This window comes from Pseudarthrobacter scleromae (assembly GCF_014644515.1).
Classification (GTDB): domain Bacteria; phylum Actinomycetota; class Actinomycetes; order Actinomycetales; family Micrococcaceae; genus Arthrobacter; species Arthrobacter scleromae.
Genome location: NZ_BMKV01000004.1, coordinates 379,389 through 401,143, shown reverse-complemented (window position 1 = coordinate 401,143; position 21,755 = coordinate 379,389). Strand labels below are relative to the sequence as shown.

23 protein-coding genes and 1 pseudogene are annotated in these 21,755 nt (G+C 67.2%); 8 read left to right on the top strand and 16 right to left on the bottom strand.

What is annotated here, in order from left to right; all coding sequences use genetic code 11:
• Nucleotides 1–2: 2 nt before the first annotated feature.
• Nucleotides 3–320 (bottom strand): hypothetical protein, encoded by a 318-nt coding sequence (locus tag IEX33_RS12700; protein ID WP_188730681.1) that lies wholly within the window; start codon nucleotides 318–320, stop codon nucleotides 3–5.
• A 79-nt stretch (nucleotides 321–399) separates the two neighbouring features.
• Nucleotides 400–1,320, bottom strand: coding sequence for a LysR family transcriptional regulator (locus IEX33_RS12695; RefSeq protein ID WP_188730679.1), 921 nt, complete (start codon nucleotides 1,318–1,320; stop codon nucleotides 400–402).
• Between the two features lie 187 nt (nucleotides 1,321–1,507).
• Here IEX33_RS12695 and IEX33_RS12690 point away from each other — a divergent pair, with 187 nt between their 5' ends.
• On the top strand, nucleotides 1,508–2,251 hold the full coding sequence (locus tag IEX33_RS12690; RefSeq protein ID WP_188730678.1) for a LysE family translocator: 744 nt from the start codon (nucleotides 1,508–1,510) through the stop codon (nucleotides 2,249–2,251).
• A 120-nt stretch (nucleotides 2,252–2,371) separates the two neighbouring features.
• Here the strand turns inward: IEX33_RS12690 and IEX33_RS12685 are convergent, their stop codons facing one another.
• From IEX33_RS12685 to IEX33_RS19355, 4 genes and pseudogenes are all read right to left on the bottom strand, one after another.
• A complete protein-coding gene (locus tag IEX33_RS12685) occupies nucleotides 2,372–2,944 on the bottom strand; it encodes a DM13 domain-containing protein (RefSeq protein ID WP_188730676.1) in 573 nt (190 codons plus the stop codon).
• 6 nt (nucleotides 2,945–2,950) lie between these two features.
• A complete protein-coding gene (locus tag IEX33_RS12680) occupies nucleotides 2,951–3,649 on the bottom strand; it encodes a DUF998 domain-containing protein (RefSeq protein ID WP_188730674.1) in 699 nt (232 codons plus the stop codon).
• Between the two features lie 135 nt (nucleotides 3,650–3,784).
• The gene (gene arr / locus IEX33_RS19360; RefSeq protein WP_229675378.1) at nucleotides 3,785–4,213 is read right to left on the bottom strand and encodes an NAD(+)--rifampin ADP-ribosyltransferase; all 429 of its coding nucleotides are present in this window, start codon (nucleotides 4,211–4,213) and stop codon (nucleotides 3,785–3,787) included.
• 30 nt (nucleotides 4,214–4,243) lie between these two features.
• Nucleotides 4,244–4,990, bottom strand: a pseudogene (locus IEX33_RS19355) (alpha/beta fold hydrolase); the annotation flags it as partial.
• 213 nt (nucleotides 4,991–5,203) lie between these two features.
• On the opposite strand from IEX33_RS19355, the gene IEX33_RS12670 reads away from it, so the two are divergent.
• Nucleotides 5,204–5,524, top strand: a complete 321-nt coding sequence (locus IEX33_RS12670) for a GYD domain-containing protein (protein ID WP_104186321.1) — start codon at nucleotides 5,204–5,206, stop codon at nucleotides 5,522–5,524.
• A gap of 305 nt (nucleotides 5,525–5,829) precedes the next feature.
• Here the strand turns inward: IEX33_RS12670 and IEX33_RS12665 are convergent, their stop codons facing one another.
• The 8 genes from IEX33_RS12665 to IEX33_RS12630 all read right to left on the bottom strand — a co-directional run bounded on the left by IEX33_RS12665 (nucleotide 5,830) and on the right by IEX33_RS12630 (nucleotide 15,305).
• The gene (locus IEX33_RS12665; protein WP_188730670.1) at nucleotides 5,830–6,066 is read right to left on the bottom strand and encodes a hypothetical protein; all 237 of its coding nucleotides are present in this window, start codon (nucleotides 6,064–6,066) and stop codon (nucleotides 5,830–5,832) included.
• A gap of 74 nt (nucleotides 6,067–6,140) precedes the next feature.
• On the bottom strand, nucleotides 6,141–8,159 hold the full coding sequence (locus IEX33_RS12660) for an Ig-like domain-containing protein (RefSeq protein WP_188730668.1): 2,019 nt from the start codon (nucleotides 8,157–8,159) through the stop codon (nucleotides 6,141–6,143).
• 355 nt (nucleotides 8,160–8,514) lie between these two features.
• Entirely contained in the window at nucleotides 8,515–9,744 is a 1,230-nt protein-coding gene (locus IEX33_RS12655; RefSeq protein ID WP_188730667.1) for an amidohydrolase family protein, read from the bottom strand.
• Nucleotides 9,741–11,300, bottom strand: a complete 1,560-nt coding sequence (locus IEX33_RS12650) for an ABC transporter substrate-binding protein (protein WP_188730665.1) — start codon at nucleotides 11,298–11,300, stop codon at nucleotides 9,741–9,743. The genes IEX33_RS12655 and IEX33_RS12650 overlap by 4 nt, the downstream gene beginning before the upstream one ends.
• A gap of 69 nt (nucleotides 11,301–11,369) precedes the next feature.
• Nucleotides 11,370–12,380: an ABC transporter ATP-binding protein gene (locus IEX33_RS12645; protein ID WP_188730663.1), complete on the bottom strand. Its 1,011-nt coding sequence runs from the start codon at nucleotides 12,378–12,380 to the stop codon at nucleotides 11,370–11,372.
• Nucleotides 12,377–13,435 carry an ABC transporter ATP-binding protein gene (locus IEX33_RS12640; protein WP_188730661.1) on the bottom strand — a complete coding sequence of 353 codons (1,059 nt, stop codon included), beginning with the start codon at nucleotides 13,433–13,435 and terminating at the stop codon, nucleotides 12,377–12,379. The genes IEX33_RS12645 and IEX33_RS12640 overlap by 4 nt, the downstream gene beginning before the upstream one ends.
• Nucleotides 13,432–14,391: an ABC transporter permease gene (locus tag IEX33_RS12635; protein WP_188730659.1), complete on the bottom strand. Its 960-nt coding sequence runs from the start codon at nucleotides 14,389–14,391 to the stop codon at nucleotides 13,432–13,434. The genes IEX33_RS12640 and IEX33_RS12635 overlap by 4 nt, the downstream gene beginning before the upstream one ends.
• The gene (locus tag IEX33_RS12630; protein WP_188730657.1) at nucleotides 14,388–15,305 is read right to left on the bottom strand and encodes an ABC transporter permease; all 918 of its coding nucleotides are present in this window, start codon (nucleotides 15,303–15,305) and stop codon (nucleotides 14,388–14,390) included. The genes IEX33_RS12635 and IEX33_RS12630 overlap by 4 nt, the downstream gene beginning before the upstream one ends.
• Before the next feature lie 228 nt (nucleotides 15,306–15,533).
• Here IEX33_RS12630 and IEX33_RS12625 point away from each other — a divergent pair, with 228 nt between their 5' ends.
• Both IEX33_RS12625 and IEX33_RS12620 read left to right on the top strand, forming a co-directional pair.
• Entirely contained in the window at nucleotides 15,534–16,238 is a 705-nt protein-coding gene (locus IEX33_RS12625; protein ID WP_188730655.1) for a GntR family transcriptional regulator, read from the top strand.
• Between the two features lie 72 nt (nucleotides 16,239–16,310).
• Nucleotides 16,311–17,297, top strand: a complete 987-nt coding sequence (locus IEX33_RS12620; protein WP_188730652.1) for an ornithine cyclodeaminase family protein — start codon at nucleotides 16,311–16,313, stop codon at nucleotides 17,295–17,297.
• A 74-nt stretch (nucleotides 17,298–17,371) separates the two neighbouring features.
• On the opposite strand, the gene IEX33_RS12615 is transcribed toward IEX33_RS12620, so the two are convergent.
• Nucleotides 17,372–18,301 carry an NADP-dependent oxidoreductase gene (locus tag IEX33_RS12615; RefSeq protein ID WP_188730912.1) on the bottom strand — a complete coding sequence of 310 codons (930 nt, stop codon included), beginning with the start codon at nucleotides 18,299–18,301 and terminating at the stop codon, nucleotides 17,372–17,374.
• 138 nt (nucleotides 18,302–18,439) lie between these two features.
• Here IEX33_RS12615 and IEX33_RS12610 point away from each other — a divergent pair, with 138 nt between their 5' ends.
• The 3 genes from IEX33_RS12610 (at nucleotide 18,440) to IEX33_RS19435 (ending at nucleotide 20,332) form a co-directional block, all read left to right on the top strand.
• A complete protein-coding gene (locus tag IEX33_RS12610) occupies nucleotides 18,440–19,267 on the top strand; it encodes a hypothetical protein (protein ID WP_188730651.1) in 828 nt (275 codons plus the stop codon).
• Between the two features lie 64 nt (nucleotides 19,268–19,331).
• A complete protein-coding gene (locus IEX33_RS12605) occupies nucleotides 19,332–20,102 on the top strand; it encodes a type 1 glutamine amidotransferase domain-containing protein (RefSeq protein ID WP_188730649.1) in 771 nt (256 codons plus the stop codon).
• A 101-nt stretch (nucleotides 20,103–20,203) separates the two neighbouring features.
• The gene (locus tag IEX33_RS19435; protein ID WP_268238416.1) at nucleotides 20,204–20,332 is read left to right on the top strand and encodes a hypothetical protein; all 129 of its coding nucleotides are present in this window, start codon (nucleotides 20,204–20,206) and stop codon (nucleotides 20,330–20,332) included.
• A 157-nt stretch (nucleotides 20,333–20,489) separates the two neighbouring features.
• Here IEX33_RS19435 and IEX33_RS12600 read toward each other — a convergent pair whose 3' ends face one another.
• On the bottom strand, nucleotides 20,490–20,708 hold the full coding sequence (locus tag IEX33_RS12600) for a helix-hairpin-helix domain-containing protein (RefSeq protein WP_188730647.1): 219 nt from the start codon (nucleotides 20,706–20,708) through the stop codon (nucleotides 20,490–20,492).
• A gap of 117 nt (nucleotides 20,709–20,825) precedes the next feature.
• Between IEX33_RS12600 and IEX33_RS12595 the strand changes: the two genes are divergently transcribed.
• Complete coding sequence (locus IEX33_RS12595) at nucleotides 20,826–21,485, top strand: dihydrofolate reductase family protein (RefSeq protein ID WP_188730645.1); 660 nt, start codon at nucleotides 20,826–20,828, stop codon at nucleotides 21,483–21,485.
• Nucleotides 21,486–21,755 lie beyond the last annotated feature (270 nt).

Here is a 21,755-nt window from a genome sequence, read left to right as displayed (position 1 = left end):
TCCTAGCCGTTGCCCGCACCGTCTCCGGTGTCCTCCCACATGACATCCAGGTTGTGGAAGATCACGGGCCCGTCGCAAAGCTTCGCCATCTTGGCGGCGAACTCCGAGGTTTCCGGCCGGCCGGAATTCTCCATTGCCGAGTCGAAGGAATCGAAGTCCACGATGGTGAAGTAGGTCCCCGGGTGGTCCCTGTCCGCCGTGGCAACAATGCGGCGGAACGTGGGCGCAGTGCTTCCCTCGGTTTTTGAGGGTCGGCCGAGCTCTTCGATTTCCTTGATACGTGAGGTCCTGAACTCGATGATCTGCACAAACCCGGGCATAACGGCTCCTCGACGGCGGTGGGCACTGATGCGGATCAGGCTAGTCCCCTCGACGCGTGGTGCACAGGGGAGAAGTGCCCTACTTTCCCGGCTGCGCGTGGACAGTTTTCGGTGCAGCGGCTTCCCGGAGTGCTGTGAGTGCGGTGTGGATGAGGCGGGCCCGGACGGGGTGTGTGCGGGTGAAGGCCACGATGCGGCGGCTCACTGTGGGACCGGTAAGGGGGCGGTCGGTGAGGTTTTCGGGGAGTCCTGACAGCGCGATCCCGGGAAGGAGAGTCACTCCCAGGCCGGCAGCGGTAAGGCTGATCGCGGCATGGTGGTCATCGAGCCGGGCTACGTACCGTGGAGTGAACCCTGCCGTTGTGCAGGCCCGGGTGATGATGCGGCCGGTCGGGCCGTCATGAATGTCGTGGTCGATCCATGCTTCGTCCCGCAGCTGGACCAGGGCCACTGCGTCCTGCGAGCACAGCGGGTGGTTCAGGGGGAGGACCAGCCGCAGTTCTTCCTCGGCCAGGACATGCCGCTGATAGCCCTCAATGGTGAGCGGGTCCGCATCGAGCGCCTCGTTGCGGATGTCAATGTCAGGCTGGTGCCGTCCTCCGCCCGGGTGGAGCTCGTTGATGCTGATCTCCACCACAGTTTCAGGAGAGGCGGTTCGCAGCACGCCCACCACATGCGGCATCCACGCCTGGGCGACGGACGCGAAACAAGCAAATGTGATGCGCTCGGCCCGGCCTGCCCTGAGGTCTGCCACCGTACGTTCGAGGCGTTCCAGGTCAGCAAGCGCCTGGCTGCTTTCCTCCGCCAGATGGAGGGCAGCCGGCGTGGCCTCGATGCCCCGGCCACTCTTCTCGAACAGCACCAGCCCGGTCTGCCTGGCCAGGGCCTGCAAGTGCTGGCTCACCGTGGCGGGAGTGAGGTGCAGGCCTGCGGCCGCGCCCTGAACGGAACCGGCAGCGATCACCGCCCGCAGAATGATGAGCTTATGGGGATCCAGCATGTGCCGATTGTATGCCGATGCCTGATAATTCGACGGAAATACTTGCTGGTCCCTCACGGTGTTCCCGTGCCAAAGTGAAGGGGAAGGTGCGGGGCAACGGATTAAAATGGGCCTCCGCACCACACCCCCTCCTGAGGCCCGGCGCTCCGCCGCCATCCCTGCCCGACCCGCCCGAAAGGCCGTTCCCGTGGACACATCGAACTACCTCGCCCTGCTGGGAGTAGCCGTAATCCTCGCCATCACCCCAGGGCCGGACACGCTGCTGACCCTCCAGTACGCATTGCGCAGACGGAGCGCAGGGATCTTCGTCGCCGTCGGCTCCGCGTCAGGGATCTTTATGTGGGCGGGCCTGGTTGCTGCGGGTGTTGCAGCCTTCCTCCGGGACTCGCCCGTGGCCTTCCACACCCTTCGCGTCCTGGGAGGTGCTTACCTCTTCTACCTCGGCTACCGCGCCCTCACCACCCACACCCGCGCCCGCATGGCAGCGAGGAAATCGGTGGCAGCAGGATCTGTGGCCGGATCGCAGGGGCCACGCGCCACCACCCTCCTCGCCGTAGGCCCAGGTGATGCCTCCGCTGATACCCCTGCCGGTGACCTTCAGCCAGGAGGGGGTATCCCAACGAGGTGGTCGGCGTTCGGTGCAGGGGTGTTGTGTTGCCTCACGAACCCCAAGACCGGGTTGTTCTTTCTCGCCCTCATACCGCAGTTCAGCCCCACCGGCGCGGGTCCGCTTTACGTCGTCGCCGTGGTTGGCGGCACCGTGGCAGCCGTCATTGGCAGCTACCTCGCCGTCGTCGCTCTCGGTGCGCACACCGCCGGAACCTGGCTCAACCGGCCCGCGGTTACCCAATGGATCCACTGCATCTCCGGCGTGGTCTTCATTGCGCTCGGACTCACCACCAGCATCCCCGTCGTCACCGCTCTGCTCTAACCCACGATCGCGAAACGGACGGCACGCGCCCGGGCCCGACAGCGGCGGTCACTTCGCCGTCGAACGTTACGCCAGCGGTGTGCGCGCCCCAGGGACGGACGTTCCGGGCCGGAGCACGGATTACGTGTTCAGCTCGGCAGCGGCGAAGGACACAGCGAAACGTGCGCACCAGATGCTGACCGAGGTGTAGTCGCCCAGAGCAGCTGCAGCCGGAATCTCGTAGTTCTGATCGCCCTTGTTGGCTTTGAGCGCGCCCAGGTCCAAGTAGGCGCCGTCGTCGAAGACGTGCCAGCCTGCCACTCCCTCAATGACCGGGGCATCGCTCAGCCACACCTTCAAGTCCGGCCCATCAGAAGTGTCAAGGCGTTCGAGCCGGAGGATCCGGCTCCCGTCCGCGACCTCAAGGATCCGTACCGTTCCGGAGCTGGCATGTTCGTGGCTGATGAGCTGGCCTGTTGCCAGTTCACGCGGAGCGGCGGGCGCGGCGGGCACGCTGGGCGTGGTGGATGCAGCGGGGGCGCTGGGCTCCGCCGACGATTCCTGGGACGCGACGGCGGCCGGGGCAGCGGCCGGAATGTCCTCGGTCACGGTGGAGCTGGTGAAGAGCCGCCAGGGCTGGAACAGGTACAGCCCTACCGCCAGTGCAATTGCAGCCACGAACAGTCCTGCCGAGATGGCAGCGCGCTTTCCCATAACACCTCAACGAGCGGATCGATCCGGCCGTTCCTCGGCGGGCGCATGCAGCGGCCTCCTCCATAGCGCCGCCGCGAGCACTGCCACCCACAGCAGGAACGCCCCGATGCTGATCCGCTCGCCGATGCCCAGCACCAGGTTAGGGCCGGGAGCTGCCATGAACGCCACCATGCCCATGAGCGCAGAAGCGGCGAGCGAGAGGATCGAATACCACCGCATCCGGCCGTGGAACCCCGCCGCCACGAAGCACATCGCGGCCACCATCAGTCCGAGCTGGATGTTCGTGGCGAAGATATGCATGGGAACGGACGCATCGACTCCCAGCGTCAGCGGGTACAGGGCCCCCATGATGTTCCACAGCCCGTACGCGGTGAGCAGGCCGCCCGCGATGCGCAGGGCGCGGTTCCCCTGCACGGAATTCCATACGCCCACACCGAAAGCGGTGAACAGGGCTGTATAGAGCCACGTAAATACGACGAGGATGTCCCGGCCGGGGGATCCCACCGCGAACAGTTCGCTCACCATCTGCTCCGTGCGGCGGTACCCCTCCCATCGGGATGCCGCCAGCCCGTCCGTGGCCACCACGTAGAGCAGCGAAGACAGCGGCCCGGCAGCCAGGAGGACCCGCCGGACGGCGTCCCGCCGCGGGCTCCCGGTTTGTGCGGCCCGGCTGCGTTGGGGGTGCCGCCCTTTCGCGATTGGCATTTTGGAACGTTCCTCAGAGCCCGCGGGCTGGTAGGGGCTTGCTGCAGGATCTGCGGGCGTTGGGCCCTGATGCCTGCTTCTTTCAGCGTGTGCCGGCTTGCCTGATGCGGGTAGGGCCGAACGGCCTTGCCCGGGTTAGTCGATGGCCTCGATGCCCTGCCGTTTCAGTTCCTCCAGGTGGCTGAGCATGTGCTGCAGCGCCTCGGGGGAGTGCGGCTGCCAGTCCGGAACCTCGCCGAGCACGCGGAGGGGTTCACGGGTGCGGTAGGACCGGGTGGGGTTGCCGGGGAACTTCTTGTCGGTGAGGTTGGGGTCGTCCTGAAAAGCGCCGGTGGGCTCCACGCGGTAGATCCTGCCGGCCCCCTCACCCACGCTGAGTTCGGCGCCCCAGGTGGCGGCGTCCAGGGTGGCCGTGAAGTAGAGGTGGTTCGCAGCCTTCCGTCCCCCGTAGTTGGAAGCGTAGCCGGGTACCAGCAGGTCCCCGGGCCGCACGTCCGCCTTGGTGCCGTGATAGAAGGGCCCGGAATCGGTTGGGCCGGTTGGGGTGTTCTTGAGCGGGTGCAGGAAGGCCGCGGCATCCGTTGCCACCCGCTCCGGGCACTCCCACAGGACCAGGTGCCCGGCGTCGGGATAGACCGTCAGCACGGCTCCAGGAATCCGCGATGCCAGGACCTCCTGGTCCTGCCGTGGCAGCAGGTCATCCTGGCCGCCGTAGAGGATCAGCGTAGGCGTCCGGATGGCGCCGGCTTCGGTGGGCGGGGCGGCAGCGGTCAGCCCGGCCAGGATCTTCTTCCACACGTGGGCAGGCATCCGGACGCCGTCGCGCACCCGCTCCTCCAGGTACCAGTCCGGAACAGGCTGGTGCAGGGTGAACCAGGAGAGCGACGACCGGACCCAGTCCTCATCGATGGGGTCGGCCAGCCGGTCCACCTCCTTGGCGAAGGCCGGCAGTCCCTGCAGGCTCAGCGGCGACCCCACCAGGACCAGCCCGGCCACCCGCCCGGGATGCGATGCAGCGAGCTGCTGGGCCACGTAACCGCCGCTGGAGGAACCGAGGACAAACGCCGTCTCCACCCCGGCTGCGTCCAGGATGGCCGCCGCGTCCTCCGCCTGTTCCGCCAGGGAGTAGCCGCCCACGGGTTTGTCCGCCTCGCCCTGGCCGCGGAGATCCGGTGCATAGACCCGGAAGCCGGCCAGCCCGGGCAGCAGGCGGTCGAAGCAGCGGCGCGATTCGCCCCACGCATGCAGCAGGAGCAACGGTGCCGCGCCCGCGTCGCCCTGGATCAGGCACGGCACCGTGATGTCGGTGCGCAGGGTCAGGTTCCGGACCTCGGATTCCATGGCATCAGGGTACGCCGGGTGCTTGAAAGGAGCACGAAATCGGCCCACCGCTTAGGCACGCAGGCTTCGAAACCAGCTGGCAATCCGCGGCCTATTGACTGCCTGCAGGCGGAGGAATAGTTTCTGCGATAGCGGGGTCCAACACCCCGTTTCCACGGAATGAAGGGCCGGATCTGGGCCGCTCCTGCACCGCGAATACAGGAGGAAAACATCATGCCGAAGTATTTGTTTGAAGCCACCTACGTTGGCCAGGGAATCAAGGGGCTCATGCAGGAAGGCGGCACCAAGCGGCGTGAGGCGCTGGTGGAGGCCCTCAAGTCCGTCGGCGGAACGCTGGAGAGTTTTTACTACGCCTTTGGCTACTACGACGTCCTTGGCGTTTTTGAGGCGCCGGACGATGCAAGTGCCGCTGCCCTGTCGCTGCTGATCAATTCGAGTGGGAACGTCAACGTCCGCCTGAAGCCGCTCCTGACGGTGGAGGATCTGGACGAAGCCGCCAAGAAGACGCCGACCTACCGGGCGCCGGGACAATAGGGCGCCTGACAGTAGGGGAGCCGGGCAGACGAGCAGCAGGCCGCCGTCGTACATTTACGACGGCGGCTGCCTTAGGGTCCGGTGGCGCGTGTGGCCCTGGTGTTCGGGGGCCTGTCCTTCAATAGGACAGTCGCGGCGATAACGCCCCCGGCGGCGACGAGGGCCAGCGGGCTTTGCAGGATTGTGCCCAGGATGGCGAGCCCCGAATCGGACACGGGCCTCGACGCCGCAAACAGGCAGGCAACGTCCATCGCGAAGGCGGCCGCGTAGCCGGCACCGAAGCAGAGGAGCAGTGCAGGGGTCCTCTAGTCCTTGGTGAACGCCCTCACGGCTGCGTCGTAGGCAAGGTATTTGAGGCCGACGATCGTGGGGGCGAAAGTCAGAACGAAAAAGACGTCCAGGTCCTCCGGGAATTTCCTGAGCGGAACGTTCGCGTCTCCCTGGTAGACACCGGCTGAGTGAAACCACATGCTGCCCACCTGGGCCGCGATCAGCAGGACCGAGACCACGGCGTACCTCAGCGCTGTTCCACCCCGGGTCATCCCTAAAGCCATGGCTCAGTATGGCACTTGTGATCACGGGTGATGAGCTGCTTCCACTCACTCAGCCACGGCCCCTAGGGGGAGGTCAGGGTGAGGATGAGTTTGGGCCGGTTGGTGGTGGTGGTGTTCTCGCTGGAGGCGAAGTCGAGTCCGTCGCTGCTGGAGGAGTCCATGGCTAGCGAGAGTTTCTGGCCCAGTTCGGTTTTGAGTGCCTCCCGGTCGAGGGTGACGCTGTAGGTGGCGGCGGTGGTGGCGCCGGTCAGTGTCCCTGCCAGGGTTCCGAGGGGCGGGCGGGAGTTGTAGCGGATGGCGCTTTCGGTCCAGGTGTCGTCCGAGACGAGTTTGACCCGCTGGCTGCCTGTTGAGCCGTTGGTGACCCGGAGCTGGAGCTTGGCGTCTGTGATTGTCTTGCCCGCGTGGGGCCCGAGGTCGAACTTCAGGTAGCTGATTGCGGTGGGGCTGTAATCGACTCCCAGTACGGTGGCTGCGCCGTAGTCGGTGGTGGTGGCACCGCTGGAGACGTAGCTGTCCTCGAGCGCCTCAAGGGTGATTGTCTCGGCCGTTCCGCCGCCACCGCCGGCAGCGGCGGCGGTGGTGAAGGTCCACGTCTTGGCCGTGGCCAGCGCATTGCCGGTGGTGTCCTTCGCTCCGGTGCTGATGGACGCGGTGTAGGCCGTGGAAGCGGCCAGGTCTGCGTTCGGGTCCAGGGTGACTACCCTGTTGGTGGCGTCGTAGGTCACCCCGGCCGTCACGGCAGCTCCGGCAGCGTTCTTCAGCGTCACGGTGGTGCCGTTGATTGTGGTCGCGTCCATCGCCTCGGAGAAGGTCCCGGTCACATTCGTGGTCACCGCCACCCCGGTCGCTTGGTCATCCGGGGACACAGCGGTCACCGTCGGCGCAGTCGTATCCCCACCACCCGGCGGTGTGTCCCCAAGATTTATGTGGGCGTGCCAGTACCGGGCGTTGGGGGTGCTCGCGGCCGCCAACACCACCAGGCCTGTCTGACCGTTGACGTTTTGTTTCGTTGATGTGGGGTCGTTGATGTCCGTGTCGGTATCGCTGCTGATGATTGGCGTTCCGGCGCCGGGAGGGAAGGAAACGTTGTCCAGCGGCGACTTCTTGTAGTAGACGGTGCCGCCCTCCTCCGGTGCGACCGCGAACATCCAGACCTGACGGTGCTCCTCGTCAATCATGACCATGGGCCGGGTGTGCTCATCCTCCACAGCGCCGAACTGCGCGCTGGTCCATTGGGACCTGCCGTCGCGCACCAGGAGCGCCGCAAACGTCTGACCGACGTTCCGGTGGGCTGTCTTGATTGCTGCGTAGAGGCGGCCGCTGCCGTCACTTGTCAGTTGCCTGAGGTTCAGGTGGTCGTTCGCACATCCCCCGGTGCAGTTGTTTCCGCCCCCGTAGGCCACCTCTGTCTGCCACGAGTTCTCCGGCTGACCGTCCTGGTGGATGGCCAGGTAGAACTTCCTGTGCTCCGCCCGCTGGTTGCTCCACATGATTCCGATCTTGTCGCCCTGGAACGACGTGACTGCAGAGATATCGTCGTGGTGCACCTGGGCGTTTGTTGTCGGCAGGACGAACGGAGTCCCCCATGCTGTGTCGCTCGTCGTCGAGTGGTTGACATAGACACGGTTGCTGTTGTCCGCCGAGACGACCGTGTAGGTGACCCACAGCTTGCCGACGGAGTCTTTGGCCACCGTAATCGATTCCGTACTCCCACTGTGAAGGGTGACGGGGAAACCGGCGTCCCGTGAGTAGGTCTTCGTCGAGGCGTTGTAGCTGAAGCGGTGAAGTTGTGCGGACCCTGAAGTCACCGCTTCCTGGGAAGGTGGAGAGCTCCACTCCGATTCCACAGTCGTGCCGGACACGACGTAGAGCTTGCCGTCCTTTGCGTCCCACAGCGCGTCACCGCGCGCACTCGCCCGTGCATCAACAACCGTTGCCGTCTCCTGCCACGCCTGGGTCGCGACGTCGAGCCGGTGGATCTTCGTCGCATTTGCGGACGCGCTCCATAACAGCCCCCACCAGCTCCCATCCTGGAACCAGAGCTTGCTCTGCGCTTTGTCAGCAGTAGGGTTTCTCACGCCGTCGCCTGCGTACGATGGCCCCGGCTTTCCGAGATCGGCTGCCTGGGCGGGGACGGGGAGCGCCACAGTGGCGGCTGCGGCGAGTAGCAGAGCAATGAAAAGGCGTAGCAGACGCATAGTGGTGTCCTCGGGGTGATGTCGGCGACACGGAGGCCGTTTCTTCACCTCCCGGAGGGAACACTTTATGTCTGCTCGCCACATCCTGAACCGCAGCGGAAGCAGATAGGGGAGGCAGGAGGGGGTATTAGGTAGGCAGATACCGTACCCTGCCGGAGGGATTCAGGGTTTTTTCAGCCCTCCGGCACCCGGCCAGCCTGCCGCCGTCGTAAATTTACGACGGCGGCAGGCTGGCTTAAACCAGTTGCAGCGCGTCAGCCACCACACGGCCGCGGTGGATGACGGTGCGGCCGGGGAAGCGGTCCATCACGGCGGCCGTCACGGTATCGCCCTCCACGAGCACCAGTTCCGCCGCGTCGCCGACCGCCAGGCCGGGCCGGTCCGCCACGGAGGCAACGCGCGGCGCCTGCGGGTCGATGACGCTGGACCCGCCGATGGTGGCGACGGCCACGCAGTGCTCGATGAGCTCATCGGCCCGGAACTTGCTGGTGAACGCCAGCTGCCAGGTGCGGTCCAGCATGTCCGCGTTGCCGTAGGGGGACCAGTAGTCCCGCTGGCCGTCCTGGCCCAGCCCGACGCGGACGCCGGCGGCGGCCAGCTGCTGCAGGGGAAGCGGTGCGCCGGCCGGGGCGATGGTGGCCATGGAAACATCCAGCGCCCCCATCTCGTCGATCAGCTCCTGCAGCTGGGCCGCCGGCAGGTCAGCGAGCCCGTAGCCGTGCGAGATGGTCACCAGCCCCTGCATGCCCAGCGCCTTGGTGCGCTCCAGGATCAGCTGGGCGCTGAAGAGCCCCAGCTGGCCGGGCTCGTGCAGGTGCATGTCCACCGGGAGGCTGTACTTCTCGGCGAGCCCAAACACGATGTCCAGGTGCCGGACGGGGTCGCGGTCCAGGGCGCACGGATCGATCCCGCCCACCACGTCGGCCCCCATCCGGAGGGCTTCCTCCAGCACCTCGGCGCTGCCCGCCTCCCGCAGCAGCCCGGCCTGCGGGAACGCGATCACGGCAACGTCGGCCCGGTCCCGGTGCGCCTCGCGGGCGGCCAGGACGCCCTCGAACCGCTCCAGGCCGGCGTCGACATCCACCTGGGCGTAGCTGCGCACCCGGGTGGTGCCGCGCTCGATCATGGCCCCCAAAGTCATGGTGGCCCGTTCGGCAACAGAAGCCTCCGCGCCGCGCCAGTTCTGCCGGTCGTTGAGCATCATGTCCCACACGCCCGGCGCGCCGGTGTGCGGGCGGAACGGCAGGCCCAGCCGGGTGGAGTCGAGGTGCACGTGGACGTCGGAGAATGACGGCAGCAGGATGCGGCCGCGGCCCTCCACCACGGCGGCACTTCCCGGGGACGAACCCGCAGGAGCAGCCCCTTCCGGGGTGGCGGGCCCGACGGCGGCGATCACCCCGCCGTCGAGCGTTACGTCAGCTGCGTCCCCGCCCCAGGGACGGACGTTGCGGAGAACCAGGGTCATTTCTTCAGTCCTGTCGTGGAGAAGTCGTAGAGGCCGTCGGCGCGCTGGGTCCAGTCCAGTTTCGTGTCCACGGCGAAGTTGTTGGCGGGCACGTACAGCGGGATGTAGTAGCCCTGCTCGTTGCTCAGGCCCAGCAGCTCCTCAAACACGGACAGCCGGTCCTGGCCCTCAACGCCGCGCTGCTTGACGGCGAGCTCGGCGGTGCGCGGGTCCTGGGCGTAGTTGTTGTTCCCGGCCTTCTCGTAGAAGTCGGTCAGCGGCAGATCGCCGTCCACGGTGGACGGTGCCCAGGTGTTCAAGTAGATGCCCTTCATCTGCCGGTTGCGGACTTTCAGTGTATGGCTGGCCTGGTCCGCCCCCACCAGGTTCACCTTGATTCCGGCGGTGGTGAGGTAGCCCTGGATGGCCTGGGCCACCTCGCCGCTCAGCGGGATCCGCCCGTCCAGCGCGTACTCAAAGTCGATGCTTTCGCCGTTGTATCCGGCCTCCGCCAGCAGCTTCTTCGCCTCGTCCGGGTTGTAGCCGCCGTCGGACAGTCCGCTGACGAAGCCCTCAACGGCCGGGGCGAGCATCTGGGTGGCCGGTTCGCCCAGGCCGGACAGCACGGTGTCCGTGATGGCCTTCTTGTCGATCGCCAGCCCCACTGCCCGGCGGATCTTTTCGTCAGCCAGGACGCCGGCCGTGGAGTTGACGCCCAGGAATACCACGCCGTTGGACAGCTCGGACTGCACATTCGCCGCGCCGGACCCCTTGACCGGTTCCACCTGGGCGGGGCTGATCTGCGCCACGTCCAGGGATCCGGAAAGGACGCCGTTCACGCGGGACTCGTCCGAGGCCACCGGCACCAGGCTCACCGCGTCCAGCTTGGCGGGCTCGCCCCAGTACGAGTCGTTGCGCACCAGGTCGTAGGCAACGCCGCGCTGGATCTTCTCGAACTTGAACGGCCCGGACCCCACCGGGGCTGCGGCGAAGGCCTCCGGACCCATGGCGGCGTAGGCCTGGTCCGGGACGATGGAGATCAGGGATGTGTTGCGGGGGAACGCGGAAAACGGGGCCTTCATGGTGAAGCGCACGGTGAGATCGTCCACCTTCTCCACGGAGGCCAGTGAGCTGAGGTAGCCGAAGTTTTCCGAGGTGGGGTCCTCCAGGATCCGGGTGAAGGAGAACACCACGTCATCGGCGGTGAGGGGCTCGCCGGTGGTGAAGGTGACGCCTTCGCGGAGGGTGAAGTCCCAGGTGGTCAGGTCCGCGTTGGGCGTCCATTCGGTGGCGAGCTTGGGTTCCAGCGAGCCGTCCGCGGTGATCTTGGTGAGCTGGTCGAAGGTGTTGAAGAAGACGGAGAGGACCACCAGGCTGCCGGTCTTCACCGGGTCCATGGAGGTGGGATCGGTGGGCAGCGCGGCCACGATCCTGCCTCCGGTGCCGGCCTCGGCGGAGGAGTCCGAGGTGGATTCGAAGCCGCCGGCGCAGCCGGAGAGCATCAGCGCGGAGGCAAGCCCCACGGAGAGGGCGGGCAGGGCGCGGCGGAACGGGGAGCGGGCGCGGGACATCGGCATGGGTTCTCCTGGAAGGTGTGGTGGCCAGTGCGGCCGGAGGGTGGAAGTGCTGAGTGGGGCTGCGGGTGCCTAGGGGTGGACCAGCAGGCAGGCGGACTGGTGCGCCGGGCGGACGGGGAAGTCCGCCTGGATGGGCACCGGGGGAAGGAGCTGGGGTACGACGGCGGCGCACGCGTCCGTGGCCACCGGGCAGCGGGTGCGGAAGGAGCAGCCGGACGGCAGGTTGGCGGCGTCCGGGAGGTCGCCGCGGAGCACGATCCTCTGCCGGGTTGCGGCGGCGGCCGGGTCTGCCACGGGGGCGGCGGACAGCAGCGCCCGGGTGTAGGGGTGCTGGGGCTGGGTGAAGACGTCCGCCACGGGTCCGGTTTCCACGATCCTGCCCATGTACATCACGGCCACCCGGTGGCTGATCTGCCGCACCACCGAGAGGTCGTGCGCAATGAACAGGTAGGACAGGCCCAGCTCGGCCTGCAGGTCCTGGAGCAGGTTGATCACCTGGGCCTGCACGGACACGTCCAGGGCGGACACCGGCTCGTCCAGGATGAGCAGTTCGGGCTTGAGCGCCAGGGCCCGGGCGATACCCACCCGCTGGCGCTGCCCGCCGGAGAACTCGGAGGGCCGCCGGCTGCCCATGGCCCCGGTGAGCCCCACCTGCTCCAGAAGGGCGTTCACCGCGGCGGCGGTGTACTGGCCGTTGATCCGCAGTGGCTCGGCGACGATGTCATGCACGCTCATCCGCGGGTCCAGCGAGGAATAGGGGTCCTGGAACACCATCTGCATCCGGGCCCGTTCCTGCCGGCGGCGGCCGTTCAGCAGCCCGGCGAGGTTCCGGCCGCCCACCGCCACGGATCCTGAGCTGGGCTTGTTGATGCCCAGGATGGTGCGGACCAGGGTGGACTTGCCGCAGCCGGACTCACCCACCAGGCCCAGGGTTTCACCGGGGGCCACATGCAGGGAGACGCCGTTGACCGCCTTAAGCGTGCGGCGGGAGAACAGCGGGCCGCGGGCCGGGAACTCCACCGTCAGGTCCTGGACGGTCAGGACGTCGAGGAAGGGCGGGGCCGGGGTGTCGGTTCTCATGCCGGTTGTCCTTTCAGCAGCTGGAGGGTGTTTTGGCCGGCATAGTGGCAGGCGGCTGCCTGGGTGACGGAGTGTGCCGGGCCGTCAGCGCCTGACGGGGGCGTGGGGAGCAGCGTGAGCACCGGCCGCGCGGCGGTGCATTCGTCCCGTGCCTGTCCGAGGTGGCAGCGCGGCTGGAACGCGCAGCCGGCGGGCCGTTCAGCGGCGGCCGGGGGCGAACCCGGAATCGCGAAGGCGCGTCCGCCGGCGGTCCCTTCGCCCAGGATGCTGGCCAGCAGCCCGGCGGTGTAGGGATGGGCGGGGGAGCTGAACAGTTGCTGCACGCCGGCGGTTTCCACCACCCGGCCGCTGTACATCACGGCCACCCGGTCCGCGGCTTCGGCCACCAGGCCAAGATCGTGCGTAATGAGGATCATGGCCGAGCCGGCCCGGGTCCGGGCCTCCGCCAGGACGTCCATCACCTGGGCCTGGACCGTGACGTCCAGGGCGGTGGTTGGTTCGTCGGCGATCAGCAGGCCTGGATCGTGCGCCATGGCCATGGCGATCATGGCCCGCTGCCGCATGCCCCCGGACCACTGGTGCGGGAAGGAGGCGGCGCGTCCCTGCGGATCGGGAACGCCGACGGCGGCCAGCAGGCTGTGGACCTTGTCCGCGGCCTGCTTGCGGTTCAGTCCGGAAGCGTGCAGCTTCACGGCTTCGGCCAGCTGGCGTCCCACGCGCTGCAGGGGGTTCAGGGCGGACATGGGGTCCTGGAACACCATGGCCAGGTCCTTGCCGCGGAGGCGGCGCATCTCGGATTCGGGCAGCAGGGCGAGGTCCCGGCCGCGGAACAGGATCCGTCCGGAGGCGATCCGTACGCCCTGGGGCAGCAGGTCCATGATGGCAAGGACCGTCAGGCTCTTTCCGGAGCCGGATTCGCCCACTAGGGCGAACACCTCGTCCTGGTGGACGTCGAAGGTGACGCCGTCCACCAGCCGTACCGGGCCGTCGTCGCCCGTTGCTTCGATGGTGAGGTCCTGCACTGACAGCAGGGGGCCGGAGTAGGCAGTGTTCATGCTGTGCGTCCTTTCCGGAGGAGTGCGCCGGTGGTGCCTTCGGCGGTGAAGCGCTGGCTGGTGAACTGGGCGCCGGCCACGGTCAGGAACATCACGATGCCCGGCAGGATGGCCAGCCAGGGGTTGGTGCCCAGGTACTTCTGGCCTTCGAAGATCATCGATCCCCAGCTGGGGACGGGCGGCTGGACGCCCAGGCCAAGGTACTCGAGCGAGGACTCGATGAGGATGATGGTGGCGATGTCCGTGGCGGCGATGATCAGGGTCTGGGAGAAGACGTTGGGCAGGATGTGCTTGCGGATCACCCAGCCGTGTCCGCCGCCCTGGGTCAGCGGCGCCAGGACGAAGTCGCGGTTCCGCAGGGACCTGGTCAGGTTCCGGCTGACCCTGGCGTAACCCACCCAGTAGGTGAGCCCCAGGGTGGCGATGGTCACCGTGGCGCTGGGTCCGGTGACGGCGGCGACGGCGATCAGCAGCAGCACCACCGGCATGGCCAGGTTGACGTCGGCAAGGGTGGTGATGGCGGAGTCCAGGCGGCCGCCGAAGTAGCCGGCGGCCATGCCCAGCCCGGTGCCGATCACCGCATTCAGGATGACGACGGCGAGGGCTATGCCCAGCGTGACGAAGCTTGCCAGGGACAGGCGGCTGAGCATGTCCCGGCCCAGGGAATCGGTCCCCAGCAGGTGGTCCGGATCGGTGAAGGGCTTGCGCATGGCGGCGGAAAGGTCCTGGCCGAAGGGGTCGTAGCCCGGGAGCAGGGCGCCGCCGGCGGCGAGCAGGAACACCAGGCCCAGCATCACGCACCCGGCCACGAAGGCGGGGGACGCGGCGCCGCGCTTGCGGCGGCCGGCGGCAGGGCGGCGTCGTGCTTTACCTTGCTGGTCCGCTGGGGGACCGTTGGTTTCGCCGGCGGCGGCGGGAAGCCCGGTGGGGTCGGTGGGCAGCAGTTGCTGGGTCATGCCAGGCTCACTCTCGGATCGATCTTGGCGGAGAGCAGGTCCACGGCCAGGTTCACGGTGACGAAGACCAGGGCCACCACCAGCAGTCCGGCCTGGACAATGGGGAAGTCGCGCTGGCTGACGGCCTCGGTGAGCACCTGGCCCAGGCCGGGCCAGGCGAAGACGGCCTCGACGACGACGGTCCCGCCGAGGAGGGAACCCAGGTTCAGTCCCGCCATGGTGAGCACGGGCAGTACTGAGTTGGGGAGCATGTGGGAGAACAGGACCCGGGCGCGGCTTTGGCCTTTGGAGAAGGCGGTGCGGACGTAGTCCTGGCCGGCCTGGTCGCTGAGGGCAGCGTCGATGAGCCGGACGTAGAGGACGAACTGGCCGGTGGCAATGGTGAGGACGGGGAGCACCAGGCTTGCCGGGCTGGTCCGGCCGAGGGAGGGCAGCATGCCCAGCGCCACGGAGAAGAGGAGCACGGCGAGCAGGGCGAAGAAGAAGTCCGGAACGGAGTGGCGGAGCGAGCCGCCCCAGATGAAGATGGAGCGGAGGGTCCGGCTGCCGGTGAGCTGGATGGCGGTGGCGGCCAGGACGGCCAGCAGGAGGCCCAGCAGGAAGGACCAGAAGGCGAGCTCGAACGTGGCGGGGAGCCGTTCGGCGATCAGGGCCAGCGCGGATTCACGCTGGCGGTAGGAGATGCCGAAGTCGCCGTGGAGCACGTTGCCCAGGAAGGTCAGGTACTGCACGTGCAGGGGTTCGTTGAAGCCCAGAGCACCGTTCAGGGCGTCCACCTCTGCCGCGGTGGCGTTGTCCGGCAGGAGCAGGCCGGCCGGTTTGCCCGTGGCCCGGCCCAGGATGAAGGCGAAGGTCAGCACGCAGAAGAGGGTGAAGACCGCTTGGCCGGTGCGTTTAATCAGGTACTGGGGCACTGTGCCCCCTCTCAGGAAGTTGTTCTTGCTTACCCCTGGAGCAGGGGTTCCGATCACAGCGTAAGGGCGGTTTTTGGGGATCCTGCCCAGTTGACCGGAACGTCACGGAGGTTAAACATGCCGGAAACTTTTGAATACCAAACAGAGCAATATTGGCGTATTGCCGTCTAAAAGTGCATGCTTGGCATACCAAAGGGCATTTTTGACCCTGAAAGTTGAGGAGGAGCCATGGGGAACCAAGAGCCTTCGGAGTCCGGAGCCGGCCTGTCCGAGCAGGTGGCCGAGGCCTTGCGTGAACGCATCATTTCCGGGCAGCTTCCCGGCGGCAGCAAGCTCAATGAGAGGGAGCTGTCCACGGAGCTGCAGGTCTCCCGTATACCCCTGCGGGAGGCGCTTCCGCTGCTCGAGGCCGAGGGGTTCATCCATTCCGAGGCGCGGCGGGGAAGTTTTGTGCACACGTTCACGCTGCGGGATGCGGTGGAGGTGTTTGACCTGCGCCTGCGGCTGGAACCGTTCGCGGCGCAGTGCGCGGCGCTTCGCGTGGCCGGGGGCGCCAGCCCGGAGGACCTCCTGGCCTCGCTCGAATATGCGCGGACCGGTGTTCCGGAAGAGCAGGCCTCCGGCCGGAACTCGGACCTGCACGAGGAGATTGTGCGCCTGGCGGACCACGACCTGCTGCGCCGGCTGTCCAGCCTGCTCAACGGCCGGGTCCGCTGGCTGTTCCGCCTGACCCCGGAGCGGGACACCCCCGGGATGTGGGAGGAGCACGCCGAGCTGGTGCATGCCATCGCGGAGGGCCGGCCCGCGCTGGCCGAGGCCCTGGCCAGTGCGCATGTGGAGCGGGGGCGGCACGCCTCCCTGCCCCATCTGAGTGACCGCCTGCCCAGCGAGCCGGTGCCGCGGCGCGGGCGAAAGACCCGCAGCCCGGCCTAGCTGTTTTCCTGCTTCCAATCTGCCCCTGGCAACTGTTTCCTTCTTTAGTTGCCCCTTCACTTCGAGGTGAACATGACGCTTGTGCTTACTGCTTCCGTTCTTGAATCCCTGGCCGATATGCCGGCCACCATCGCCGCCGTCGAGGAGGCCTTTGCCGCGATTGCCACGGGCGAAGCCTGCCAGCCTGCCCCCACGTCCCTGCACCTGCCGTCCTCGGACGGGCGGTTCATCCTGATGTCCGGCCTGGGCGATGCGCAGGAGCTGGCCGGGGTGAAGCTGCTGGCCGATATCCCGGCGAACCGCGAGGCAGGGCTGCCCACGCAGCGGTCCAGCATTGTGCTCTCGGACCAGCGGACAGGGGAATGCCTGGCCCTGCTGGACGGCAGGGTGCCCACGCGGGTGCGGACGGCCGCCGCCAGTGCGGTCGCCAGCAGGCACCTTGCGCGGCCGAACAGTTCAACCCTGGGTTTGATCGGTGCCGGCGCGCTTGCTGTGGCGCATGTGGAGGCGATGCTCACGGTGCTGCCGATCGACACCGTGGTGTTGTGGTCCCGCAGCGGGGCCACGGTGGAGGCGTTCCGGGCGAAGATCAGCCATCTGCCCGTGAAGGTGGTGGCCGCGGGTGGGGTCCGGGACGTGGTGGAGGCAGCTGATGTGCTGTGCACGCTGACGCCGTCGGTGGAGCCGCTGGTGCGGGGCGATTGGTTCCTGCCCGGCCTGCACGTGAACGCAGTGGGCGCCCGCCCGCGCCGCACCCACCGGGAAATCGACTCGGACGGCATGTCCCGGTCCAGCCTGTTCGTGGACAGCATCGCCACCGTCGCGGAGAAATCCGGTGACCTGCTCATGGCCGTCTCCGAAGGTGCCGTTTCCGTGGACGACATCCGTGGTGAGCTGGGGCAGGTTGTTGCCGGCCAGGTTCCCGGCCGCACGGCTGAAGGGGACATCACGCTGTTCAACTCGGTGGGCATCGGGATGCAGGACGTGGCGATCGGGCGGCTGCTGTACGACGCCGCGGTTGAGCAGGGGGTTGGCGTCCGGGTGGACATGGCAGGGTAAAGGCGGTGCAGGGAACCTGGCTTTCGACACTCCTTCACTGCGATGGCCGGCCCGGCGCCAACCTGTTGCTGGACTCAGGAAACCTGGTCTACCGCAACCACAATCTTGCCGCGGGTGTGCCCCTCCATGTTTGAGCGGAAGGCGTCCGCGGCCTTGTCCAGCGGGAAGACCTCGGCAATCTCCACACGGATATTCCGGCTGTCCACCAGATCGGCCAGTTCCTGAAGGTCGGTTCCCACGGGATTGACCCACATCCAGTCGCCCCCGTGCTGTTCCACTTCACTGTCCGCGATCGAGGCGTGCCGGCCTCCCTCGGCCAGCACCGCCAGCGTCGCGTCGAGATTCCCGCCCACAAAGTCGGCAACCACGTCCACGCCGTCCGGGCGCAGTGCCCGCACGCGCTCCACGAGCCCGTCCCCGTACGCAACCGGCTCGGCTCCCAGGGAGCGGAGGAATTCGTGGTTCTTCTCCGAGGCTGTGGCAATAACACTCGCGCCGAGGGCCGCCGCGATCTGGATGCCCAGGGAGCCCACGCCTCCGGAACCGCCGTGGATCAGGACGGTTTCGCCTGCTTTCAGCCCCAGCCGGTTGAGGACCTGGTAGGCGGTCAGTCCGGCCAGCGGCAGGCCCGCTGACTCGTTCCATCCGAGCGAGGCCGGCTTCCGGGCCAGGAGCCGCTCCGGCAGCGCGATGTACTCGGCAAAGCTTCCGCCGTGGACGTAGTCCTTGCGGCCATAGGCGATGACCTCGTCGCCGGGCTGGAACTGCCGGGCATCGATGCCCACCGACTCCACTACCCCTGCCACATCCCAGCCGGGGATGGCGGGGAACTCCAGGTCCATGACGGCGTCGAGCCCGCCGGCCATGATCTTCCAGTCCACCGGGTTCACCGCGGCAGCCTTGACTTTGACCAGCACCATGCCGGGCCCCACCTTTGGCATTGGCTGATCACCAAATTCGAGGACGTCCGGGTTTCCGTAAGTGTTGTAAGTAATTGCCTTCATGACTGCCACAACGGCAAGGCTGCGCTTCGGTATTCCGGGTGCCCGCGCAAAGTGGCGAACCGCACGCGGCGATGGACGGGCAGCGGAGCAGGCCTGGGATTCCGTGCCGCGGCGTGGGCAGACCGTAGACTCGGGGTCATGTCTCTTGGGGGGATGCCGGCCCGGCGTATAACAACGTTCATTTTTGCGGTCGTTCTGGCCATGCCGCTGGCGGGGTGTGAGTACAGCGGCCCGGACAAGCCGCCGGCACCGTCGTCCCCGCCGCCCGCAACGCCGTCGGCCGCGTCCTTCAAGGACAACGTCAACGAAGTCACGCGCTTGCTCGAAGCGTCCCCTGCCGACCCCGGCATGCCGTCGGAGGCTGAACCTGCCGGGAAGCTGTCCCTTGACCTGGCGCCCGGAGACTACCTGGTCACCGGCGCCTGCGCAGGGGTCTACGGGGCCAAGCTCACCCTTGTGAAAGCTGACGGCGTCCCGGAAGCGTCCAGCTTTGAGTGCACCTCCACGCTGGACCGCTTTGTCAGGCACGACGGCGGGCCCCTCACCATCAGCGCCGTGCCGCCCACGGGCAGACCCGCCGCAACGGGCGTCAAGGTGCAGGCCAACCCTGACCGCAGGCTTTCGGAGCTCGAAGACCTTTCAGACTGGGCAGCGCAGCAGCTGCGACCGCCTGTGCCCGGCGAGCTGCGGGGCACCGGCAGCGGGAACACCACCACCACCGCCGGCGTGGCGGCCGCCCCGGGGCAGTACGAACTCCAGCTCGTGTGCGCCGGACTGCCGGTAGCCGAGCTGTCCGTCTCCACCTGGAACGGAGCGGAACTCCTCGCCCCCGTGTCAGTCCCTTGCGGCGGGAGCATGTTCAAGGCACCCCTGGTGCTGCCCACCGAGGGGGCCAACCTCACGATGGGACCCGGTGGCCTGGACAGCCGGTTCGCCTACCGGCTCGTCCCCACAGGCCAGCCCTGAGCCCAGCTCGGGGGCTGCGGATCGGCCGGGGCGTAGGGTGGAAGGCGGACGAAAGGAGCATTTCATGAAGAAAATCCTCATGGTACTGACCAGCGTTTCCGCGATCGGCGATACGGGAGAGAAGACCGGCTACAACGTGGCCGAGGCTGCACATCCCTGGAAGGTGTTCAAGGATTCCGGGCATTTCGTCGACTTTGCGTCCATCCAGGGCGGCCAGCCCCCGCGCGACGAGGTGGATACGAAAGACCCCATCCAGGTCGCCTTCACGGAAGACGAGACCACCCGCGCCGGCCTCTACAACACTGCCCGCGTCGACGTCGTGGATCCGGAACAGTACGACGCCGTTTATCTCGTGGGCGGCCACGGCACCATGTGGGACTTCCCGGACAGCGAAGGCCTGCAGAACCTGGTGGCCAGCGTCTACAACAACGGCGGTCTGGTGGGCGCGGTCTGCCATGGACCGGCCGGCCTGCTGAACGTGGAGCTGGAGAACGGTCTCCGCCTCGTGGAGGGCCGCAAGGTGGCCGCCTTCACCAATGACGAGGAAGTCGCTGCAGGCAAGGACAAGGTCATTCCGTTCTTCCTGGCAGACCGGCTTGAGGAGCAGGGCGCCACGCACGTCTCCGCCGGTGTCTTTGAGGAAAAGGTTGTGGTTGACGAGCGCCTGGTGACCGGCCAGAATCCGGCCTCGGCTGCCGGAGTGGCCAAGGAGATGGAGAAGCTGTTCGCAGTGGTCATCCACCAGGAAAAGGCCGAGGAACAGCACGACGCTGAGGCGCTCCGGGCCGAGAAGGACGCCGTCAAGGCGGCCGCCGCCGCGGAAGCTGAGCAGTAACACCAGCAGGCACTGAAAACTGACGGCCACCCGGATGCTGGGGTGGCCGTCAGTTTTGCGTCCGGGAGGCGGCAGCCGAGATGCAGCTCTAGGCTTGGCCTATGTCTACTGATGAAGAGAAGGACCCTCCCGTCCCCGCGGACGTTGAGGGCAAGATCCCGAAAAAGGTCCACGACAAGCCAGTCAGCGATGACGGTGAGGCAGCGGCCGACGAACCCAAGGACCAATAAGTCCCGCTCCAGAACGGACACGGGAGCCCTGGCGCGACGTACGTACGTGCCAGGGCTTTTCGGTGTTTGGGCGCACGACGGCGGCGCACGGGTTGGGTGCCACCGGTACAGCGGCCAGGGGGCTTAGCCACGGGCGGCTGTTACGTCCGTTTGTCCGCTACGAAGGGTCGGTGAACTCGAGTCCGCGCTCTTGCAGCGCGGCTTCGAGGAGTCGAATTGCTTTGGGACCCACGCCATGCAGGGCGAGCAGCTCACCAGGACCGTGCGACGCCACCTGCACCAGCGTCGTGATGCCTGACTGCAGCAGGGCGCTGTTGGCCGGTCGGCCCAGGGGAGGCAGGTCCCCGATCTGTGCCGGGGTGTCTCGGGTGCTCATCAGAAACAGGGTAACGGCGCCGGGATCAGCAGCACCAAAGAGTCCCGCATCAGGCCTTGAGCGGTGGGGGCCGACCGCCCTACAGTGACAGCCAACGACCACTTCAGGAGAGACGCCATGTCCCTTGTCCGCGTACATAACTTCTCCGTCTCCCTCGACGGCTTCGGCACCGGCGAAGGCCAGCAACTGGACGCTCCCTTCGGCCACGCAGGCACACGGCTGATGGAGTGGGCCTTCGAGACGCGGACCTTCCGCGCGATGGGCATCCATGGGGAATCGGAGGGATCTTTCGGCGTCGACGAGGCTTTCGCCAGCCAGTGGGGACCCGGGGTCGGCGTCGAAATCATGGGGCGCAACAAGTTCGGTCCCCAGCGCGGTCCCTGGGAGAACGAGGACTGGAAGGGGTGGTGGGGCGATAACCCTGTGTTCCACACTCCTGTGGTTGTCCTGACACACCATCCCCGGCCGGTCCTCGAAATGGAAGGCGGAACAACCTTCCATTTTGTTGACGCGGACCCTGCCTCCGCGCTGGAACAGGCCCGTGCCCTTGCGCCCGGCATGGACGTCAGGATCGGCGGCGGCGCCAGTACGGTCCGGCAGTTCCTCCAGGCCGGCCTGATAGACCATATGCATATCGTCCTCGTGCCGATCCTTCTGGGCCGGGGTGAACGGCTCTGGGACGGCCTCGAGAGCCTCGAAGAACGCTTCGACATTGAAGCGACTCCGTCCCCGAGCGGGGTGGTGCATCTGGTCTTCACCCGCCGCGCGGTGCTGTAGGCGGGGCTCGTTTTGCTCGGGTGACGTAGCATGCCGTTCAAGCCAAGCCGGAATAGAGACGGACACAAAGGGATGTTCTGAAGTGATCCGTCGGTCGGCCACGAAGGTTCCCTGGGCGCCGGCGTCGATCCAGTGGTGCAGTGCGGAGAGGTCATCCAGTGAGCGGATGACCGCCGACTCGGCACCGAGTGCGCGGGCAATCCCGCTGAAATCCACTTCGGGATCAGCACTGGCTGGGTGCCGCGGTGGATCACGGCACACCTGTATCCT

What these genes read in the sequence shown, in the direction of transcription:
- IEX33_RS12700 (WP_188730681.1), bottom strand. Translation starts at nt 320, where the DNA reads ATGCCCGGGTTTGTGCAGATCATCGAGTTCAGGACCTCACGTATCAAG.
- IEX33_RS12695 (WP_188730679.1), bottom strand. Translation starts at nt 1,320, where the DNA reads ATGCTGGATCCCCATAAGCTCATCATTCTGCGGGCGGTGATCGCTGCC.
- IEX33_RS12685 (WP_188730676.1), bottom strand. Translation starts at nt 2,944, where the DNA reads ATGGGAAAGCGCGCTGCCATCTCGGCAGGACTGTTCGTGGCTGCAATT.
- IEX33_RS12680 (WP_188730674.1), bottom strand. Translation starts at nt 3,649, where the DNA reads ATGCCAATCGCGAAAGGGCGGCACCCCCAACGCAGCCGGGCCGCACAA.
- IEX33_RS12670 (WP_104186321.1), top strand. Translation starts at nt 5,204, where the DNA reads ATGCCGAAGTATTTGTTTGAAGCCACCTACGTTGGCCAGGGAATCAAG.
- IEX33_RS12665 (WP_188730670.1), bottom strand. Translation starts at nt 6,066, where the DNA reads ATGACCCGGGGTGGAACAGCGCTGAGGTACGCCGTGGTCTCGGTCCTG.
- IEX33_RS12655 (WP_188730667.1), bottom strand. Translation starts at nt 9,744, where the DNA reads ATGACCCTGGTTCTCCGCAACGTCCGTCCCTGGGGCGGGGACGCAGCT.
- IEX33_RS12650 (WP_188730665.1), bottom strand. Translation starts at nt 11,300, where the DNA reads ATGCCGATGTCCCGCGCCCGCTCCCCGTTCCGCCGCGCCCTGCCCGCC.
- IEX33_RS12645 (WP_188730663.1), bottom strand. Translation starts at nt 12,380, where the DNA reads ATGAGAACCGACACCCCGGCCCCGCCCTTCCTCGACGTCCTGACCGTC.
- IEX33_RS12640 (WP_188730661.1), bottom strand. Translation starts at nt 13,435, where the DNA reads ATGAACACTGCCTACTCCGGCCCCCTGCTGTCAGTGCAGGACCTCACC.
- IEX33_RS12635 (WP_188730659.1), bottom strand. Translation starts at nt 14,391, where the DNA reads ATGACCCAGCAACTGCTGCCCACCGACCCCACCGGGCTTCCCGCCGCC.
- IEX33_RS12625 (WP_188730655.1), top strand. Translation starts at nt 15,534, where the DNA reads ATGGGGAACCAAGAGCCTTCGGAGTCCGGAGCCGGCCTGTCCGAGCAG.
- IEX33_RS12620 (WP_188730652.1), top strand. Translation starts at nt 16,311, where the DNA reads ATGACGCTTGTGCTTACTGCTTCCGTTCTTGAATCCCTGGCCGATATG.
- IEX33_RS12615 (WP_188730912.1), bottom strand. Translation starts at nt 18,301, where the DNA reads ATGAAGGCAATTACTTACAACACTTACGGAAACCCGGACGTCCTCGAA.
- IEX33_RS12610 (WP_188730651.1), top strand. Translation starts at nt 18,440, where the DNA reads ATGTCTCTTGGGGGGATGCCGGCCCGGCGTATAACAACGTTCATTTTT.
- IEX33_RS12605 (WP_188730649.1), top strand. Translation starts at nt 19,332, where the DNA reads ATGAAGAAAATCCTCATGGTACTGACCAGCGTTTCCGCGATCGGCGAT.
- IEX33_RS19435 (WP_268238416.1), top strand. Translation starts at nt 20,204, where the DNA reads ATGTCTACTGATGAAGAGAAGGACCCTCCCGTCCCCGCGGACGTTGAG.
- IEX33_RS12600 (WP_188730647.1), bottom strand. Translation starts at nt 20,708, where the DNA reads ATGAGCACCCGAGACACCCCGGCACAGATCGGGGACCTGCCTCCCCTG.
- IEX33_RS12595 (WP_188730645.1), top strand. Translation starts at nt 20,826, where the DNA reads ATGTCCCTTGTCCGCGTACATAACTTCTCCGTCTCCCTCGACGGCTTC.